Annotated in this window: 15 protein-coding genes and 2 pseudogenes; 11 read left to right on the top strand and 6 right to left on the bottom strand. The window is 73.7% G+C overall.

All coding sequences use genetic code 11. From position 1 onward, the window contains the following. Nucleotides 1-390 precede the first annotated feature (390 nt). The 3 genes from cmk (at nt 391) to der (ending at nt 3291) form a co-directional block, all read left to right on the top strand. Nucleotides 391-1107 (top strand): (d)CMP kinase, encoded by a 717-nt coding sequence (gene cmk / locus AMK16_RS31245; RefSeq protein WP_073920695.1) that lies wholly within the window; start codon nt 391-393, stop codon nt 1105-1107. A 56-nt stretch (nt 1108-1163) separates the two neighbouring features. Further along, entirely contained in the window at nt 1164-1751 is a 588-nt protein-coding gene (locus tag AMK16_RS31240) for a lysophospholipid acyltransferase family protein (RefSeq protein WP_443333626.1), read from the top strand. 76 nt (nt 1752-1827) lie between these two features. Next, nucleotides 1828-3291: a ribosome biogenesis GTPase Der gene (gene der, locus AMK16_RS31235; protein ID WP_073920693.1), complete on the top strand. Its 1464-nt coding sequence runs from the start codon at nt 1828-1830 to the stop codon at nt 3289-3291. A 21-nt stretch (nt 3292-3312) separates the two neighbouring features. On the opposite strand, the gene AMK16_RS31230 is transcribed toward der, so the two are convergent. Together AMK16_RS31230 and AMK16_RS31225 are read right to left on the bottom strand one after the other, a co-directional pair. Then, nucleotides 3313-3702, bottom strand: coding sequence for a hypothetical protein (locus AMK16_RS31230; protein WP_073920692.1), 390 nt, complete (start codon nt 3700-3702; stop codon nt 3313-3315). Between the two features lie 155 nt (nt 3703-3857). After that, a complete protein-coding gene (locus AMK16_RS31225; RefSeq protein ID WP_073920691.1) occupies nt 3858-4670 on the bottom strand; it encodes a hypothetical protein in 813 nt (270 codons plus the stop codon). 294 nt (nt 4671-4964) lie between these two features. Here AMK16_RS31225 and AMK16_RS31220 point away from each other — a divergent pair, with 294 nt between their 5' ends. Next, the gene (locus AMK16_RS31220; RefSeq protein WP_073920690.1) at nt 4965-5690 is read left to right on the top strand and encodes a LysM peptidoglycan-binding domain-containing protein; all 726 of its coding nucleotides are present in this window, start codon (nt 4965-4967) and stop codon (nt 5688-5690) included. A gap of 277 nt (nt 5691-5967) precedes the next feature. Next, a pseudogene (locus AMK16_RS31215) lies at nt 5968-6921 on the top strand (helix-turn-helix transcriptional regulator); the annotation flags it as partial. A gap of 330 nt (nt 6922-7251) precedes the next feature. Here AMK16_RS31215 and AMK16_RS31210 read toward each other — a convergent pair. Further along, nucleotides 7252-8331 (bottom strand): phosphatase PAP2 family protein, encoded by a 1080-nt coding sequence (locus AMK16_RS31210; protein WP_073920688.1) that lies wholly within the window; start codon nt 8329-8331, stop codon nt 7252-7254. Nucleotides 8332-8614: 283 nt separating this feature from the next. Further along, the gene (locus AMK16_RS31205; protein ID WP_073920687.1) at nt 8615-9730 is read right to left on the bottom strand and encodes a hypothetical protein; all 1116 of its coding nucleotides are present in this window, start codon (nt 9728-9730) and stop codon (nt 8615-8617) included. Between the two features lie 284 nt (nt 9731-10014). Between AMK16_RS31205 and AMK16_RS31200 the strand changes: the two genes are divergently transcribed. Beyond that, nucleotides 10015-11757 carry an MFS transporter gene (locus AMK16_RS31200; protein ID WP_073920686.1) on the top strand — a complete coding sequence of 581 codons (1743 nt, stop codon included), beginning with the start codon at nt 10015-10017 and terminating at the stop codon, nt 11755-11757. A 404-nt stretch (nt 11758-12161) separates the two neighbouring features. Then, complete coding sequence (locus AMK16_RS31195; protein ID WP_073920685.1) at nt 12162-13334, top strand: acyl-CoA dehydrogenase family protein; 1173 nt, start codon at nt 12162-12164, stop codon at nt 13332-13334. A 36-nt stretch (nt 13335-13370) separates the two neighbouring features. Here the strand turns inward: AMK16_RS31195 and AMK16_RS31190 are convergent, their stop codons facing one another. After that, on the bottom strand, nt 13371-13820 hold the full coding sequence (locus tag AMK16_RS31190) for a cell division protein SepF (RefSeq protein WP_073920684.1): 450 nt from the start codon (nt 13818-13820) through the stop codon (nt 13371-13373). A 282-nt stretch (nt 13821-14102) separates the two neighbouring features. On the opposite strand from AMK16_RS31190, the gene AMK16_RS31185 reads away from it, so the two are divergent. The 4 genes and pseudogenes from AMK16_RS31185 to AMK16_RS31170 all read left to right on the top strand — a co-directional run bounded on the left by AMK16_RS31185 (nt 14103) and on the right by AMK16_RS31170 (nt 18000). Continuing rightward, on the top strand, nt 14103-15419 hold the full coding sequence (locus tag AMK16_RS31185) for a DUF5685 family protein (RefSeq protein ID WP_073920732.1): 1317 nt from the start codon (nt 14103-14105) through the stop codon (nt 15417-15419). A gap of 77 nt (nt 15420-15496) precedes the next feature. Further along, a pseudogene (locus AMK16_RS31180) lies at nt 15497-16073 on the top strand (DUF1684 domain-containing protein). 132 nt (nt 16074-16205) lie between these two features. Continuing rightward, a complete protein-coding gene (locus AMK16_RS31175) occupies nt 16206-17090 on the top strand; it encodes a S1 family peptidase (protein WP_073920683.1) in 885 nt (294 codons plus the stop codon). 103 nt (nt 17091-17193) lie between these two features. Then, a complete protein-coding gene (locus AMK16_RS31170) occupies nt 17194-18000 on the top strand; it encodes a hypothetical protein (protein WP_073920682.1) in 807 nt (268 codons plus the stop codon). Between the two features lie 13 nt (nt 18001-18013). Here AMK16_RS31170 and AMK16_RS31165 read toward each other — a convergent pair whose 3' ends face one another. Further along, nucleotides 18014-19210 (bottom strand): DUF3533 domain-containing protein, encoded by a 1197-nt coding sequence (locus tag AMK16_RS31165; protein ID WP_242439012.1) that lies wholly within the window; start codon nt 19208-19210, stop codon nt 18014-18016. Nucleotides 19211-19233 lie beyond the last annotated feature (23 nt).

The following is a 19233-nucleotide window of genomic DNA, read 5'->3' as shown; positions in this document are numbered from 1 at the left end:
CCCACCGCTCGGCCCCGGTCGGCTCCCCTCGGCCGCGCGCCGGCCTGCCCGGGCCGCCCTTCGGCCGCGCGCCGTCCCTCGGCCTGGGGCCGTCCCTCGGCCCGGGTCCGCCTCCCGGCCCGGGTCCGCCTCCGGGCTCGGTCCGCCTATCGGCCGCGCGCCGCCTTTCGGCCCGGGGCCGCCTATGGCCGGGCTCCGCCGGTCGGCCCGGTCCCGCCGATTGGCGCCGGGACCCGGCCCCGCGCCCCGCCCGCCCGCCCGCCCGCCGGGGCCCCCGCTGCGGCCCCCTCGGGACGAGCGGGGCCGGAGTCCCCCGGGGGCCGGTAACCTTGGAGAGGGGCGCTTTGGCGCGCCCGGACACGTACGCGCAACCAGGAAGGTGCCCGCACCGTGGAAACCGCAGCTCCGGCAGCCGTGATCGTCGCCATCGACGGTCCCTCCGGCACGGGCAAGTCCAGCACCTCCAAGGCGGTGGCCGCCAAGCTCGGGCTGCGCTACCTGGACACCGGCGCCCAGTACCGGGCCATCACCTGGTGGATGATCACCAACGGCGTCGACACGGACGACCCGCAGGCCGTCGCCGTTGCCGCGGGCAAGCCCGCCATCGTCTCGGGCACCGACCCGGCCGCCCCCACCATCACGGTGGACGGCATGGACGCCGCCGGCCCCATCCGCACCCAGGAGGTCACCTCCAAGGTCAGCGCCGTCAGCGCCGTCCCCGAGGTGCGCGCCCTCATCACCGAGCTCCAGCGCTCCATCGCCGCCCGCGCGGCCGCCGAGGCCGAGGGCATCGTCGTCGAGGGCCGGGACATCGGCACCACCGTCCTGCCCGGCGCCGACCTCAAGGTCTTCCTGACCGCCTCCGCCGAGGCGCGCGCCGCCCGGCGCAGCGGCGAGCTCCGCGGCAAGGAGGCCGCGGGCCTCGCGGCCACCAAGGAAGCACTGATCAAGCGCGACGCCGCCGACTCCGGCCGCAAGACCTCCCCGCTGGCCAAGGCCGGCGACGCGGTCGAGGTGGACACCACCGACCTCACCCTGGACCAGGTCATCGAATGCGTGGTCACGCTGGTCGAAGAGCGCCGCGACGACCGGGCGGGCCGCAAGTGAGCCAAGCGCCCTCTCTGCGGGGTGCGGCGATCGGCAGGCGCATCGGCGTCGGTCTCATGTACGGGCTATGGAAGCCCCGCGTGCTCGGCGCCTGGAAGGTGCCGGCCTGCGGCCCCGTCATCCTCGCCGTGAACCACTCGCACAACATAGACGGCCCCATGGTGATGGGCACCGCGCCCCGCCCCCTGCACTTCCTGATCAAGAAGGAAGCGTATGTCGGCCCGCTCGGCCCCTTCCTCGAAGGGATCGGGCAGGTCAAGGTCGACCGCGGCGGCGCCGACCGGACCGCGATAGGCCGCGCCCTCGGCGTGCTCGACAATGGAGGTGCCCTCGGCATCTTTCCCGAGGGCACCAGGGGCGAAGGCGACTTCGCCTCCCTGCGCGCGGGCCTCGCGTACTTCGCGGTCCGCAGCGGCGCACCCATCGTGCCGGTGGCCGTCCTGGGCAGCGGCGACACCCCGGGCCGGCTCGTCAAGCGCCTGCCGGCCCTCGGGAGCCGGGTCGACGTCGTCTACGGGTCGGCGTTCGACGCGGGGGACGGCAGTGGCCGCCGTACCCGCAGCGCCCTGGACGAGGCCACCGCACGCATCCAGGACCGGCTCACCGCCCACCTGGCCGACGCCAAGCGCCTCACCGGGCGCTGAGCGAGACTTGACCTAGTAGTGGAACCGCGCGCCGCGCGGGACCACCGACCACCACGGACGACGAGGAACGGACTTCATGAACGACCAGCACGACCACGGAGCACTTGGCGATGCCGAGTACGCGGAGTTCATGGAGCTCGCCGCGGAAGAGGGCTTCGACATCGAGGACGTCGAAGGCGCGATCGAGGCGGCCGCCTCCGGCCCCCTCCCCGTCCTCGCCGTCGTCGGCCGGCCCAATGTCGGCAAGTCGACCCTGGTGAACCGCATCATCGGCCGCCGTGAGGCGGTCGTCGAGGACAAGCCGGGCGTCACCCGCGACCGGGTCACCTACGAGGCCGAATGGGCCGGCCGGCGCTTCAAGGTCGTCGACACCGGCGGCTGGGAGCAGGACGTCCTCGGCATCGACGCCTCCGTCGCCGCCCAGGCCGAATACGCCATCGAGGCCGCCGACGCCGTCGTCTTCGTCGTGGACGCCAAGGTCGGCGCCACCGACACCGACGAGGCCGTCGTCCGGCTGCTGCGCAAGGCCGGCAAGCCCGTCGTGCTGTGCGCCAACAAGGTCGACGGCCAGAGCGGCGAGTCCGACGCGGCCTCCCTGTGGTCGCTCGGCCTCGGCCTGCCGCACCCCGTCTCCTCGCTCCACGGCCGCGGCACCGGCGACATGCTGGACGCGGTCCTCGAAGCCCTCCCGGAGGCCCCCGAGCAGACCTTCGGCGCCGCCGCCCCCGGCGGCCCGCGCCGCATCGCGCTGATCGGCCGTCCGAACGTCGGCAAGTCCTCGCTGCTCAACAAGGTCGCGAAGGAGGACCGTGTCGTCGTCAACGAGCTGGCCGGCACCACCCGCGACCCGGTCGACGAGCTGATCCAGCTCGGCGGGATCACCTGGAAGTTCATCGACACCGCCGGCATCCGCAAGAAGGTCCACCTCCAGCAGGGCGCCGACTACTACGCCTCCTTGCGCACGGCCGCCGCCGTGGAGAAGGCGGAGGTGGCGGTCATCCTGATCGACACCACCGAGAACATCAGCGTCCAGGACCAGCGCATCATCACCATGGCCGTCGAGGCCGGCCGCGCGATCGTGATCGCCTACAACAAGTGGGACGAGCTCGACGAGGAGCGCCGCTACTACCTCGAGCGCGAGATCGAGACCGAGATGCAGCAGGTCGCCTGGGCGCCCCGGGTGAACGTCTCGGCGCTCACCGGCCGCCACATGGAGAAGCTGGTCCCGGCGATCGAGGCCGCCCTCGCCGGCTGGGAGACGCGTGTCCCCACCGGCCGGCTGAACGCCTTCCTCGGCGAGGTCGTCGCCGCCCACCCGCACCCGATCCGCGGCGGAAAGCAGCCCCGCATCCTGTTCGGCACCCAGGCGGGCAGCAAGCCGCCGCGGTTCGTCCTCTTCGCCTCGGGCTTCCTGGAGCACGGCTACCGGCGCTTCATCGAGCGCCGACTGCGCGAGGAGTTCGGCTTCGAGGGCACCCCGATCCACATCTCGGTGCGGGTGCGCGAGAAGCGCGGCGCCCAGTACAAGAAGAAGAAGTAGCGGGACGCGGCGGCGGGGTGGTCAGTAACCCCGGCGCGGAGCGGGCGGCAGGGCCGCCGGGATGTGCGTCATCCCGGTCTGGCGCTGCCGCCCGTCGGCGTTCGCGGGGCTGCCGGCGTACGAGTACGCCGGCTGGGGCTGCGGGACGTAGGTGGGCTGCCAGCCCGGGGACGGCTGCCATGCGCAGGAGTCCCAGCCGCTGCCGTACGAGCTGCTCGTGCCGCCGTGCCCGCCGTGCCCGTCGTGCCCGTCGTACGAGAAGGCCGTGAAGCCGAGGTCCTCCTCGCCCGAGCGATCGCCCGGCAGCGTCCGGAAGGAGCGCAGGTACTCCGAGTACAGGGCGTCGTAGATCGGGGTGTGCGAGACGGTGCTCGCACGGGACGGGGCGCGGGAGGAGTCGTATGAATGCACGTACCAGCCAACGAAACCAGCGCCCTGCGGATGCGGGGTGAGGGGGCGCAAAACGCAGATCGCCGGGGGTGTGCGGGACGGACCGCACACCCCCGGCGCATGCCGCCGGGCCCCCTTCGCGGGGGCCCGGCGGCCGTTCCGGTGCTCTTCGTGGATCAGGCGCCCGGCGTACCGGCCAGTGGCATCGAGGCGGCCACGAGCTTGCCCGCGGCGGCGGCCTTGTCCAGGGCGTCGCGCAGCAGGTCCTCGCGGGGCTGCTGGCCGATGGACCCGACCGGAGCGGCGTAGATGAGCACGCGCTGGGTCTTGTTGACGGCGGCCCGCCAGCCGTCGGTGACCGACAGCGCCTGGTGCGCCTGCCACCAGGCGACGGGGCGGCCGCCCTCGATGCCCGGCTGGAGCACGGCGTGGAGCTGGCCGCCCGCGAGCAGGACCGACCAGCCGTTGAGGGCGGAGGGAAGCTGGGCGGTGTCCATGACCGGGATGAAGCCCTGCTCGATCAGGAGCGGGAGGAAGTCGTCGCCGGGACCTTCGCTGCCGGGCCGGGCGATCGGCGCGGTGGGCTCGACCACCAGGGCGGGGTGGAGCTCGCCGCCGATCAGGACCAGGCCGCTGGTGATGCCGAGGACGGCCTGGCCGCCGGGGACGTTCTGCGGGGCCTCGCCCGCGGCCGGGGCGGCCGGGGCCGGGCTGTCGCCGGTGATGCTGGCGACGGCGCCCTGGAGCTGCTCCTCCGAGACCGAGACGACCTGCGAGGGGATGCAGGTGGCGTGGGCGAAGGCGAGGACGGCCGTCTCCTCGCCGACGAACAGCACCGTGCTGGTGCGGTCGCTCTCGGGGTCTCCGGGGGTGCGGCAGGAGGTGCAGTCGTAACTGCGCGGCGCGTCCTCGCCGACGAGCAGCCTGTCGGCTTCTTCGTCACCGATCTCGGCACGTACCTCATCACTGACGTCGAGCATGCGCGGCACGGGGTGGCTCCTCGGCATAGGTGCGGGGGCCGGGCGGTTCCCGGCTCGCCGGACTCAACGGGGCAGCGGCGGCCGGAGTCACGCCATTTGAGGGAACGGAATCGAACCGGGCCCCCGGAGGAGTGAACGGTCCGACCGGAGCGTCCTTTTCCTGTCAACTGTGTGCTGATTGCGAGCAGTTGGTGGTCGGAGATGACCGTTTGGGTGGGGCGGCGGGACCGCCGACCGGGTGGGGCGAAGGAGGCCGCCGCGTGGCGGGGCGGGAGGTCGGCGGGGGCTGCGTAGCGTGACCCGATGCCCGAACTCCGGATCCGTTGGGCCGCGCGGGCGGCCGCCGCCGTGCTGGTCCTGGCCCTGCCGGCCGATGCGGCCGCGGCTGCCCCCGCGTCGGCCCCCGTGCCTCCCGCGCCCGCGCCCGGTTCCGGTCCGCCGGGGGTGATCGGAACGGGGCCGGGGGACTGCGGGCCGAGCGGGGAGTGGCCCTGGGACTGCGTTGCCGACTGCGAGAGCCGCGGGGACTGGGCGGTCAACACCGGCAACGGCTCCTACGGCGGGCTGCAGTTCCGCCAGCCGACGTGGGAGGAGTACGGCGGACTGGTCTTCGCGCGGCGCGCGGACCTGGCGACCCGGGTGCAGCAGATCCGGGTCGCGGAGGACCTGTTGGGCGGGCAGGGGTGGGGGGCGTGGCCGACGTGCTCGAAGCGTTACGGGCTGGCGGGGCGGATGCACGTGGTGAGGGAGGGGGAGACACTCGTGTCGATCGCGCGCAAGCGGCGGGTACGGGGCGGGTGGCGGGCGCTGTACGAGGCGAACCGGGAGGTGGTGGGGGCGGATCCGGGGGGCCTGGTGGTGGGGACGCTGCTGGCCCTGCCGGAGGCTCCGCCGGTGTCGGTGGTCGTTCCGCCGGTGTCGCCCGTCGCGCCGGTGTCGCCCGCGCCGTCGCCCGTGCTGTCGCCCGTGCCGTCGGCCGTTGCCCCGCCGGCCGCTCCCGTCGGGTTGGCCTCCGCGTCCGTGTCCTGAGGGGGAGGCGGAGCACGTCGTCCGGCTGCGGCGCCGCTGCCGGGGGCTCCGCCCCCGGACCCCCGCGCCTCAAACGCCGGCGGGCTGGGTGGTTGGAGGGCGGGGTGGGGGTGCCGGGGTGGGTGCGGCCCCGCGTCTCGGAGGTCGGTGGGGCTGGGTGGTCGGGGTGGTGGGGTGGGGGTGCCGGGTGGGTGCGGCCCCGCGCCCGGGAGGTCGGCGGGGCCGGGTGGTCGGGGGTGGCGGGGCGGGAGTGGGGTGGGGCGGGCAGACTTCGGGGATGCTTGAGACTTCCGCACGGTTGCTGCGCCTGTTGTCGCTGTTGCAGGCCCACCGCGAATGGACCGGCGCCGATCTCGCCGGCCGGCTCGGGGTGACGCCGCGGACCGTGCGGCGGGATGTGGACCGGTTGCGCGTGCTCGGGTATCCGGTGAACGCCAGCCCCGGGACCGGCGGCGGGTACCAATTGGGGGCGGGCGCCGAGCTGCCGCCGCTGCTGCTCGACGACGACGAGGCCGTGGCCGTCGCCGTGGGACTGCGGACGGCCGCCGGGAACGGCGTCGAGGGGATCGGGGAGGCTTCCGTACGGGCCCTCGCCAAGCTGGAACAGGTGCTGCCCTCGCGGCTGCGGCGCAGGGTGTCCGCCCTCAACGAGTTCACCGTGCCGATGCTGCGCGGGCCGCAGCGCTCGACCGTGGACGCCTCGGTGCTGACCGAACTCGCCGCCGTGTGCCGGGACCGCGAGCGGCTGCGCTTCGGCTACCGGGACCACGACGGCAACGTCACCCGGCGCGTCGTCGAACCGCACCGGCTGGTGTGCACGGAAGCCCGCTGGTACCTCGTCGCCTGGGACCTGGACCGGGAGGACTGGCGCACCTTCCGGGCCGACCGGATCGAGCCCCGGCCGCCCCACGGACCGCGGTTCACCCCGCGCCCGCCGCCGGACGAGGACCTCGCCGCCTACGTCTCGCACGGGGTCTCGCAGCGCGTGTACGCCGCCCGCGCGGTGGTGCGGCTGGCGGTGTCCGCCGAGGAGGCCGCGCAGACCGTCGGGCCCAGCGACGGAGCCCTGGAACCGGTCGACGGGCAGAGCTGCCTGCTGCGGACCGGGGCGGTGAGCCTGGACGTCCTGGTGATTCACCTCATGCTGCTCGGCTGCGAGTTCGAGGTGGTCGAGCCGCCGGAGCTGACGGACCGGATCAGGGCCGCGAGGGATCTGTTGGCCCGGGCCGTGGAGCCCCGTTCGTGAAGGAAATGTAGCGAACCTGAGGGGGATTCAGCCGCCCCCGGGCGGGGGCGCCCCGGCAATCTCCGGCGGGAATTCCCGGTGCGTTCCGGATGGTTTCGGGGGAAATTTCAGACGGTTGGTCCGGCGGGCGTGTCGCGGCCGGGAAAACAATTGCCGGCTGTCGATATTCCGTGACACAAGCGTGACCCGGGACGGACGAACGTCCTGGCGTGGCGCTGACGCACACCGCGCATGACCGAGGCGGGCCGGGTCGCTGACCCGGCCCGCCTCGGTCATGCGCGGTGTGGTGGTGCGTACCGTCCCGCGTCGGGCGGTTCAGCCGCCGGTGGCCGGGCGGGCCGCGGCGGGACCCCGGGCGGCGGCCCGTTCGGTGTGCGCCGGGCGTCGGCTGCCGGCCGGGGTGACCGGGGTCCGCTCGGAGCGGATCACGTGCGGCCGAGCCGGGGCGAGGGCCGCCGGACGGGGCGCCGGGGTGTGCGCGTGGGAGGCGGCGGAGTGGGCCGGCTCCGGAGCCCGCGCGGGCTCGGCAACCTGCTCGCCGGCGGCCCGGACGGCGCGCTGGAGCTGCCACTTGCCGCCCGCGGAGAGCAGCGGGGTGAGCGCCGAGGCGACCGGCGCGGGCATCCGGCCGGTCTCCGCACGGCGGCGCAGCAGCTCGCGCAGCTCGAAGACGTAGGCCTCGGCCCGGGCGATGAGCGGCTCGAACCAGGGCAGGGCCAGCAGGATCAGGAGCCCCGCGGACCAGCCGAGCAGTACGTCGCTGACCCAGTGCGTGCCGAGGTAGACGGTGGTGGCGCCGACGCTCAGCGAGACGACGGCGGACACCACGGACAGCACCCGCCGGGTGACCACGGTGGAAGCCAGGTAGGCCAGGATCCCCCAGGTCACGACGGCGTTGGCGGTGTGGCCGGAAGGGAATATATCGCCGCCCGCGAAGAGTTCGGCCGAACCGATCTCCGTCGCGTAGTGCGGGCCGAGCCTGCCGAGGCCGAGCTTGACGGCCCCGACGGTGACGTTCAGCAGGAGCAGCGCCACGCCCAGCGTGATCAGCGGACGCAGCGTGTGCTGGCGCCAGGAGCGCCAGCCGAGCCAGGCGGCGACCATGACGGCGGTGGGTCCGCGCTGGCCCAGGACGACGAGGTAGTCGAGGAAGGCGTGCAGCTGCGGCCACTGCTCGTAAGGGCGGAAGAACATGATCTGCCAGTCCAGGCGGACGAGCCAGGACGTGGTCAGCACGGCCACCACGATCGCCAGGTAGAAGGCGAAGGTCGATCCGAGGAGCACGACGCGGTGCCGGCTCATCTGCGGGGTCTGCAGATGAGCCGGTCGCTCTGGTTCCCGGTCCAGCCGGGCGAACACCCGCTCCAGACGGGTCAGGATTTGGTCGGTACGCACTCAATCGACGTTACCGCGCGCCGCTGGGCGCCCCGGTCGAATCGCGGGCTTTGTGATGACCATGTGATGTGGAGTTGGTCTCACGCGCAGTGAATTCCCGGCATTCCGGCATTGGTTGGAGAGAGCTTGATCCAGTGCCCTGGCAATTCTTTCGCATACTTACCGGGGATTTATCGCCGCGGCTCGTTCCCTTTGCCGAATGATGGATCGGAATGATCCGTTCCGTTGCGTGCGCCGCCCGCGGCATGTCCGAGGGGAGTCCACGCGGCCGCCCCGCCGCGGTCTACGGGGGCCCCGACCCGTTCAGCCACAACGCCCCGTAGAGCGCCGATGCCAGCGCCGCCGCGCCCAGCACCAGGGCCGCCCGCCGCCACCGCCACCGGGCCAGGGCGACGGCCACCGGCAGCACCAGCGGGAAGGCCGGCAGCAGCAGCCGGGGCTTGGAGCCGAAGTAGCCGGACGCGCAGAGCGCCAGTGCCACGACGATCCCGCCGTACACGAGCAGCGGCGCCGGCTGCCGCTGCCGTACGCACTGCCCGTACAGCCACAGGACCAGTGCGACCCCCGCGATCAGACCGAGTCCGGCCGCGAAGACCGGCGACGCGAGCCTCCCCCCGATGAACCGGGCGAAGGCCAGGCCGCCGTCGAAGCCGTTGCCCCAGCCCCCCTGTACGTCCAGGTATCCCAGCAGCCCGCCCCCGGTGCGCGCCCCGACCCACAGCACGTACGCCCCCGCCCCCACCGGAGCCAGCAGGGCGCCCACGACCGGCCGCCACGACCGCTCCCCGCCGCGCCAGGCCTGCACCGCCGCCACCCAGACCGCCGCCACCACCGCCGCGCCGACCGGGCGGGTCAGCCCGGCCGCCGCCGCGAGCAGCCCCGCCGTCAGCCACCGGCCGCGCAGGGCCCCGTACAGCGCCCAGGCGGCCGACGCGGTGAACAGCGACTCGCTGTAGGCCATCGACTGCACGATCCCGACGGGCAGCGCCGCCCAGACGGCCACGGCGAGCACACCGGCCCGGCGGCCGTGGAGCAGATCCGCCACCGCGAAGATCCCCCAGGCCGCGGCCAGGCCCGCCATCGCCGAGACCACCAGGCCCGCGGAGCCGTACGCGAGCCCGGTCGCCGCCGCCACCAGCCGCTCCAGCCAGGGGAGCAGCGGGAAGAAGGCCAGGTTCGAGTGGATGTCGCCGTTCGGCAGCGCGATCTCGTAGCCGTAGCCCTCCGCGGCGATGCGGGCGTACCAGAGCGAGTCCCACCGGGCGGACAGCAAGGTGTGCGGGCTGCTCCCCGCCGCCGCGCCCCACGCCGCGAGCACGGCCAGCCCGAGCAGGCGGACCGCCGCGAAGGCGGCGAGAGCGGGCGCGGCCCGGCGGAATCCAAGATCTTTCACGGGCATGATTATCGGTGGCGCCGGCCGCGGGCCGCGGCCCGGAACCACGCGACGTGAGCGCGTGTGTACGCGGGGGAGGGGCGGGGGCGCGGGGAGTGGCGCACACCACAGGGAGGCCGCCGACGGGATGAGAGCTTGGCCACGTGTCGGACAGGCGAACTCGCGTACGCTGACCGTCCACCCGCGTGTCGATGCCGGACCCCGTTGGACGCCGCACAGCGCACCACCCCCCCGTGGCTCCGCAAGACGCTGGTCCGCCGAGCGCGAGGGATCACCTGGGAGGTACATGCATGTCGGGGACGAACGCGGCCGGGGCCAGGACCCCTTCCCCCTGGCAGCGGCTCCGCGCGGCCTCGGGCGGGGCCAACCGGTGGGTCGTCCTCGCCGTGCTGTGCGTCAGCCTGGTCCTCGTCGCGCTCGACGCGACGATCCTGCACGTCGCCGTCCCCTCCGTCACCGAAGACCTGCGGCCCGGCTCGGTCGAGCTCCTGTGGATCGTCGACGCCTACCCGCTGGTCTGCGCCGCGCTGCTGATCCTCTTCGGCACCCTCGGCGACCGCGTCGGCCGCCGCCGCATCCTCCTCATCGGCTACGGCCTCTTCGGGGCGGCTTCCGCCGTGGCCGCCCTCGCCGACAACGCCCAGCTCCTCATCGCGGCCCGCGCCCTGCTCGGGGTCGGCGGCGCGATGATCATGCCGGCCACGCTCTCGATGCTGCGCCAGGTCTTCCCCGACCGGCGCGAACGGGCCCTGGCCATCGGCATCTGGACGGCCGTCGCCGCGATCGGCGCCGCCGGCGGACCGGTACTCGGCGGCTTCCTCGTCCAGCACTTCTGGTGGGGCTCCGTCTTCCTCATCAACATCCCGCTGATGGCACTGATCCTGCCGCTGGGCCGCTGGCTGCTGCCCGAGTCGAAGGGGTCCTGCGACGGGCCGTGGGACGTGCTCGGGGCGCTGCTGGCCGCCGCCGGCGTGCTGGGGTCGGTGCTCGGCGTCAAGCGGTTCGGCGCGGAGCGGGAGCTGCTCGACGCGCAGGCCCTGGTGCCGCTGGCGCTCGGCGCGGCCCTGCTGGTCCTCTTCGTGCGCAGGCAGAGGCGGCGCCCCCACCCGCTGATCGACATGAGGATGTTCTCCCGGGCCGCCTTCTCCACTTCCGTCGGCTGCATCGTGCTGGCCATGCTGGCCCTCGTCGGGCTGGAGCTCATCGCCGTCCAGTACCTCCAGCTGGTGCTCCACCTGAGCCCGCTGCAGACCGGCCTGCGGCTGCTGCCGCTCACCTTCGCGGCCATGGCCGCCGGTGCCACCGGCTCCTACACCCTGGCCCGGACCGGCCCCCGCAGGATGGTCTCGCTGGGCTTCCTGCTCACCGCCTTCGCCGTGCTCCTGCTGACCTTCATGGGCCAGCACGACCGGCCCGTCCTGCTGACCGTCGGCTTCGTCCTGCTCGGCTTCGGGCTCCAGACCACGCTCTTCGCCGCCTACGAGTCCATGCTGAGCGAGGCCCCGGTGGCCACCGCGGGCGGCGCGGCCTCGATCGGCGAGACCTCGTACCAGCTGGGCGCGGGCATGGGCATCGCGCTCCTGGGCAGCGTGATGAACGCCGCGTACGCGCCGGGGCTCATGGGGGTGCCGGGGGTTTCGGCGGCGGATTCGGCGGGCGCCGCGAACTCTCTGGGCGAGGCCTACCAGATCGCCGCCCACCTCGGCGGGCCGGCGGGGCAGTCCCTCTACGCCGCGGCCCGGCACTCCTTCGTGCACGGGCTGCACGTGACGCTGGTGGTGAGCGCGGGACTGCTCCTGGCGGGGGCGTTGATGGCGCTGAAGTTGCCGCGGGTGATGGAGTGCGGGGCGGAGGGGGAGCCTGCCGGTGCCGGTGCCGGTGCCGGTGCCGGTGCCGGTGCCGGTGCGGGTGCGGGTGCGGGTTCTGTGGCGCCGGTTCCGGTGCCCGGGCAGGGTGGGCGGCGGGGCGCGGGTCCGGCGCGGGCTGTCGGGGCCGGTGAGCCGTGCCAGGCTCCTGCGGAGCGCGTGCGCTGACCGTCCGGGCCGCGTCCGGGTCGCGCGCGGCGCCGCTGCCGGGGGCTCCGCCCCCGGACCCCCGCGCCTCAAACGCCGGCGGGGCTGGCAGCGGTCCCGGTGCTTTGACGGGTGGGGAAGGGGGCGGCTCGTGGATCCCCGCGCCTCAAATGCCGGCGGGGCTGGCAGCGGTTCGCGGGGCTGGGCGGCCGTTTCGGTGATTCGGTGGTGGGGGCGGGGGCGGGCTGGGGCCTGCGGAGGGTGGGGGTGGACGTGGGGGGAGCCGGGCGTCTAGCGTCGGCTGCGCAGCGTAAAACTAGCGCTGGTAGGAGGTGGCCTGCGGGGCGGGCCGGGTCGGCATGCGAGGCCGGCGCGGGCGGCCGCAGTTCGTCTCCGGGTTCCGACTCAGGCCGCCGGGAGGCCCCGTGTCACCGTTCCTGCCCCTCGATCCGCTCGGGCTCGACGAACTGCTCACCCCCGAGGACCTCGCCGTACGCGACACCGTGCGCGACTGGGCCGCCGACCGGGTGCTGCCGCACATCGCCGGCTGGTACGAGAGCGGGGAGCTCCCCGGCATCCGGGAGCTGGCCCGCGAGCTCGGTGCGCTCGGGGCGCTCGGCATGTCGCTGGAGGGTTACGGCTGCGCCGGCGCCAGTGCCGTGCAGTACGGCCTGGCCTGCCTGGAGCTGGAGGCCGCCGACTCCGGGATCCGCTCGCTGGTCTCCGTCCAGGGCTCGCTCGCCATGTACGCGATCTGGAAGTACGGCTCCGAGGAGCAGAAGCAGCGCTGGCTGCCCGGCATGGCCGCCGGCGAGCTGATCGGCTGTTTCGGGCTGACCGAGCCCGACATCGGCTCCGACCCCGGTGCCATGCGCACCTACGCGAAGCGCGACGGCGCCGACTGGGTGCTCAGCGGCCGCAAGATGTGGATCACCAACGGATCGGTCGCCTCGGTCGCCGTCGTGTGGGCGCAGACCGAAGAGGGGATCCGGGGCTTCGCGGTGCCCACCGACACCGCCGGCTTCAGCGCACCGGAGATCAAGCACAAGTGGTCACTGCGCGCGTCCGTCACGAGCGAGCTGGTGCTGGACGACGTACGGCTGCCCGCAGACGCGGTCCTCCCGGGCGTCACCGGGCTGAAGGGGCCGCTGGGCTGCCTCAGCCACGCGCGGTACGGGATCATCTGGGGGTCCATGGGCGCGGCGCGCGCCAGCTTCGAGTCCGCGCTGGACTACGCGAAGACACGGGAGCAGTTCGGGAAACCGATCGGCGGCTTCCAGCTCACCCAGGCCAAGCTCGCGGACATGGCCCTCGAACTCCACAAGGGCATCCTGCTCGCCCACCACCTGGGCCGCCGGATGGATGCGGGCACCCTGCGGCCGGAGCAGATCAGCTTCGGCAAGCTCAACAACGTCCGCGAGGCCATCGAAATCTGTCGCACCGCGCGGACCATCCTGGGTGCCAACGGGATCTCCCTCGAATACCCCGTCATGCGGCACGCCACCAACCTCGAATCGGTTCTCACCTACGAGGGCACCGTCGAGATGCACCAATTGGTGCTGGGCAAGGCACTCACCGGGCTCGACGCCTTCCGGTGAGGGTCCCCCGGCCACCGCTGGGAGGTGCCCCCAGGCTCAGCTCTGGTTGAAGAAGTCGCGCGAGCGGCCGCCGGGCTCGCCGCTGACGATCTGGGTGTCGGCCGGGGTCAGCAGGAAGACCCTGGTCGCCACCCGCTCGATGGAACCGCGCAGGCCGAAGGTCAGCCCGGCCGCGAAGTCGACCACCCGCTTCGCGTCACCCGGGTCCATCGACGACAGGTTGACGATCACCGGAACGCCCTCGCGGAACAGCTCGCCGATGCCCCGCGCGTCACGGAAACCGTCGGGAGTGACCGTCGCGATGCGGCGCCCCTGCTCGACGGCGGACTCGGAGGCCACCCGCACGCGCGGGTCGGTGACCCACTGGTCCCCGGGGCCGGCCACCGAGCCCTGGGCCGCCTCCGCGTAGTCGTCGTCGTAGTAACGCTCGTCGTCGCTGTCTTCCACGAGACCCAGCCAGGCACTTGCTTTGCGCACCGAACCCATGGACGCCTCCTTTCACCGCGGTCAGTTGTCTTGTCTCCGCTTCCCCTATGGTCGTCCATGATGCTGACAACGCGCCAAGTGGATAGTCGCCGCGCAGGCTTTTCGTGACGGTACTGGTGCAGAACATCCGTTGCACCGTCAAGGATCGTGACAGGTACCGCTGCTGACTGAGTGAAAATACGACCGGCGCTGCCGTACGGGTGACCGATGGGGACGTACGGGTGAAGGACGCGGGTCGATACCATGCCGGGCAGGCACGCGTACGACACACGGGGGAAGCAGTTGTTCGGCATCGTCAGACCTTGCACGCACCGGCTGGGGGAGCGCTTCAAGGCGGAGTGGATGGCCCATCTGTGCGGACTGTGCCTGGCACTTCGGGGAGATCACGGCCAGTTCGCCAGGATCGTCACCAACTATGACGGTTTGCTCGTCTCCGTCCTGACGGAGGCTCAGTCCGGCCCCGCGTCCGGAAGCCGGCGCACCGCCGGACCCTGCCCCCTGCGCGGCATGCGCACGGCCCCGGTGGCCAACGGCGAGGGCGCGCGCCTGGCGGCCGCCGTCTCGCTCGTCCTGGCCTCCGCGAAGGTACGGGACCACGTCGCCGACCGGGACGGCCTGTTGGCCCGCGCCCCCATCGCCGCCGCCGCCCGCAAGGTGGCCCGGGGCTGGGACCGGGCCGGCGCCCGCACCGGGGCCTCCCTCGGCTTCGACACGGCGGTCCTGCTCGACGCAGTGGACCGGCAGGCCGGCATCGAGACCCTGGCCGGACCGGGCACGTCCGTACTGGTGGTCACCGAGCCGACCGAGACCGCGACCGCCGCCGCCTTCGCCCATACCGCGCAGCTGGCCGGACGGCCGGGCAACGCCGCCGCGCTGGCCGAGGCGGGCCGGTACTTCGGACGGCTCGCGCACCTGCTGGACGCCGTCGAGGACCAGGGCGCGGACGCCGCGGCCGGTGCCTGGAACCCGCTCACCGCCACCGGGACCCCGCTGACCGAGGCCCGGCGGCTGTGCGACGACGCGCTGCGGGGCATCAGGCTCGCGCTGCGCGAGGTCGAGTTCGCGGACGCGGGACTCGCCCACCGGCTGCTGGTGCACGAGCTGCGCACCTCGGTCGACCGCGCCTTCGGGACCGGCAGCTGCGGACACGGCCACGGCGCCACGGCCCCGGCCGGGCAGGGGAGCTTCGGGCCGCCGCCGCAGTACGGCCGGGGCGGGCCTGCCCTCCCCCCGGATTCCGCCCGTACGGGCCCCCGGGCCGGCGGTCCGTACGGTGGCGGGAACCCGTACGCGCCGGGCGCTCCCCACGCCCCCGGCGGGCCGGGCACGCCGCCCCCGCCCGGGGGACCCGGCGGGGGCGGCGGTGGTGGCCGGCCTCCCCACAAACCGCGCCGCGGACTGCTCGCCGGCTGCGCCGTGGCCCTCGGGCTGTTCTGCACCTGCCAGATGTGCTGCGCCGAGCACGAGGGGCCCTGGTCGCGGAAGAAGAAGCAGCCCTGGTGCGACAGCTGCGAATGCGGCAACTGCAACTGCGACGGCTGTGACGGCTGCGACTGCTGCGGTGAAGGGTGCTGCTGCTGTCCCTGCGACGGCTGCTGAGGCCCTTTCGGATTCCGCAGGTCCGGACGGGGTACTCCGCGGTTCCCGTCCGGGCCGGTGTGGAAGGGTTCATCGGCATGAGCGATGACACGGATGATCCGCACGCCGACTGGCGGGAATGGCACGAGCGCCGGGTGGCCTCGGTGTCCGCTCCGTGCGGCCCGCTCGCACTGACGGGCACCCCCTGGCTCGCCGACTACCCGGAAGGTCGAATTCCGGCCGTTCCGGGGCGCCGGCGCACGACCGCCCGCGGCGAAGGGTTCGCCGTCGAGCCGCAGCGAGTCCTCGGGAGCCGCGGTGAGCGCCACCCCGTCGGCGCAGGCGCGCGGGCTCGGCCTCGGAGGCGAGCTGATCTTCCCCTTCGACGGCGCGGAGCACACCTTCCAGGTCGCCGTCGGCGAAGCGGACGGCAGCCTCTGGGCCGTCTTCGGCGACGCCACCGGCGGGAGCTCCAGCTACCGCTTCCGTTTCCTGCGGCCCGGCACCCCGGCGCGGGACGGCTCGATCACGGTGGACCTCGACCGGGCCCTGCTGCCGCCCTGCGCCTTCGCGAGCCATTTCATCTGTCCTTTCCCGCCGCCCGGGAACACGCTGCCCTTCGGCGTGGCCGCGGGTGAACGGCGGCTGAAAGGCGCCCTTGCGACCGGTATCTGACGACCGCACACTCCCGACAGTGCTTGTCAGGAACACGGCACAAAGCATGCGCTCACCGTGTTCCCGACTGCGCCTCACGGGCTCCGGCACCCCCACGACCGCCGGGCCCCCGACCCTCTCGGAGGACGAGAAGTGAGGATCAAGAGCATCACCCGTACCAGGCTGCTCGCGGTGGCCACCGGCCTGGCCGCCGTCGCAGCGCTCGCCGCCCCCACCGTGGCGAACGCGGACCCGCAGGACGGCGGCTTCAGCGCCGCCCGGCTCGCCTCGGCCGGGGCGTCCGTCCTGCGCGCCGATGTCGCCGGCACCGCCTGGCACACCGACCCCGCCACCGGGACCCTCGTGGTCACCGCCGACTCCACCGTCACCGCCGCCGACCTCGCGAGAATCAAGCGCGAAGCCGGAGCCGACGCCGGGGCCCTGCGCATCGAGCGCACCCCGGGCAAGCTGACCAAACTGCTCTCCGGCGGCGACGCCATCTACGCATCGAGCTGGCGCTGCTCGCTCGGCTTCAACGTGCGCAGCGGCAGCACCTATTACGTCCTGACCGCCGGGCACTGTACCGACGGCGCCGGCACGTGGTGGAGCAACTCCTCGCACACCACCGTGATCGGTTCCACCGTCGGATCCAGCTTCCCGACCAACGACTACGGCCTGATCAAGTACGCCAGCAACTCGCCGGTCCCGTCCGGGACCGTCGGCAGCCAGGACATCACCAGCGCCGTCAACGCCACCACCGGCATGTCCGTGACCCGGCGCGGCTCCACCACCGGCATCCACAGCGGCTCGGTGACCGGCCTCAACGCCACCGTCAACTACGGCGGCGGCGACGTCGTCTACGGCATGATCAAGACCAATGTCTGCGCCGAACCGGGCGACAGCGGCGGTCCGCTCTACTCCGGCAGCCGCGCGGTCGGCCTCACCTCCGGCGGCAGCGGCAACTGCTCCTCCGGCGGCACCACCTACTTCCAGCCCGTGGTCGAGGCCCTCAACGCCTACGGCGTCAGCGTGTACTGACCCCACGGACGGGTAGGAGTCCCGTCCGGCCTGCGGCACAAACGTGAGCCCCCGCCCCGGACCACCGGGGCGGGGGCTCGTCTTCGGGGGGAGACGGACGCGCATGAGCACTGCACCGACCGGAGGGGGAAGCACCCCTTTTTCGGACGCACAGCGCCGCATCCGGCGCAACCGCTGGCTGTTCACGGCGCCCCTGGTGCTGCTGTGCGTACTGGCCTGCGTCCTCGTCTGGGAGACCGTGCGCGCGAACACCTCGGAGACCGCTCGCGCCGACTGGCCCTGGCGGCTCCAGCTGATGAGCGCCGAACCGCTGGCCAGCCTGCTGGCCGTCGCGGCCGGCGCCGTCCTGGCGCGGGCGCAGTACGCGCGAGCGGTGCGGCCCGTGCTCGGGTGGCGCTCCGAGTACGAGCCGGGGTTGCTCCCGGGCGCCGCGAAGGCGTGGAGGGTGGGCATCCTCAACGGCGGCCAGCACAACGCCGTCCTGGAGGAGGTGGACTACCACCTGGTCCTGGCCGCGGATCCGGTCCGCGACCCGGGAACGGACGTGGAGTGGACGGGCCTGACGGCCCTCGGCGAGCAGTTGTCGCACGCCGGGCTGCGGGCCGCCGTCGACTTCAGGCTCCTGTACTTCGGAGCCGGCTACCCGCTGGTGGCGTCAGGGACGCACGAGACGGTCATGGTCGGGGTGTTCTCGAAGCGGTTCATCGAGGAGGTGAGCGCCCTCCACGTGCGCATACGGGTCACGGACAGCGTCGGGGACACGCACGAGCGCGTCATCGAGTGCCTCAAGGGCGCCCGGGAAGCGGTGGTGGCGCCCGTCGAGGAGGCGCCGACGGCCCCCGTCGGCGGAGCCGGTCCAGGGCTTCCGGCAGCGCGTACGGAGCGGCGGAGCGGCCCGCCCCGGGCCTGAGTACGGTCGTGCTTCACCGGGCGCCGGTCCCGGGATCGCCGGGGACACCCGGACCGCGCGTGCCACCGGCGCCGCCGCCCGTATCGCTACTGCCGCCGGTGTTCCCCTTGGTGGCGGCGAAGCGGGAGACGGAAGGCGAGTCGTCGGTGAGCCCGCTGCCCACCGCGGCCCCCGGCCGGCCCCTGCGGAAGACCGCACAGGCCAGGGTGACGGCGGAGCCGAGTACCGCCCAGGCGGCCAGCACCAGCATCGGGCCACCCGCGCCGTTGCCCTTGAAGTACGCGATGGAGCGCGCTGCGTACGTCCCCGCGCCCGGGGGCAGGGCGGGCCCGATGGCCTTCCAGAACGGCGGCAGCAGCGGGTACGGGTAGGCGCCGCCCGCGCTCGGATTGCCGAGCACCACCACCAGCAGGATCGCGAGACCGATGCCCACCACGCCCGCCAGCCCCTGGAGGGCCAGGGTGATCGCGCCGACCGCGAAGACGACCAGGGTGCCCAGGCCCCACAGGGCCATGAGGGAGCCGGGCAGCGCGTCCAGGACGGGGCCGGCGATGACCGTGCCGAGCAGTCCGGCCACGATCGCGTACACGAGCAGCGCACCGAGCCGGATGACGGCGCGGGCGGAGTTGGCGGGCCGGGCGCCGGCGCTGATGGCCAGGATCGCGGCACACAGGTACCCGCCCACGCACCAGCCGATGACCAGGTAGAAGGAGCTCAGCCCGCGCCCGTCGCCGGCGGCGGCCGGGGCCACGTCGGTGACCGTGACGGTGCGCCCCCGGCTCGCCTCCACCCGGCCGACGACCTCTTCGAGCGCCTGCGCGAGCGAGGCCCCGGCGCCGCCCGCGACCAGCAGGCGGTCGGTCTTGGCGCCCGGGTCGATGATCAGCGCGCCGTCCACGTCCCGGTTCACGATCAAGCCGGTCGCGGCGGCCTCGTCCTTGGCCGTACGGGGATCGAGCGGCTTGCCGGGCAGCGCGGTGAGCTGCTTCACGGACTGCTCGGCGACCGGCGCAAGCGGAGCGGCCACGGCGATCGGGATCTCATCGGGCTTCGGGTGGTGGAAGGCGCCGATGTACGAGGTGATGAAGGCGAGCTGGAGGGCCAGCACTCCCAGGACCAGCAGGGCCGCCCGGGTCGTCACGGCGTCTTTGACCTCGGCGAGGAAGCCGGCGGGGGGACCTGGGTCGGGGCGCTGCGTGGGCTGGGTCATGTCTCACACGCTCGGCGTACCGG

This window comes from Streptomyces sp. CB00455, from assembly GCF_001905445.1.
In the GTDB taxonomy this organism is placed as follows: domain Bacteria; phylum Actinomycetota; class Actinomycetes; order Streptomycetales; family Streptomycetaceae; genus Streptomyces.
The sequence above is the reverse complement of the archived record's forward strand: the minus strand, read 5'-3'. Positions and strand labels throughout refer to the sequence as shown.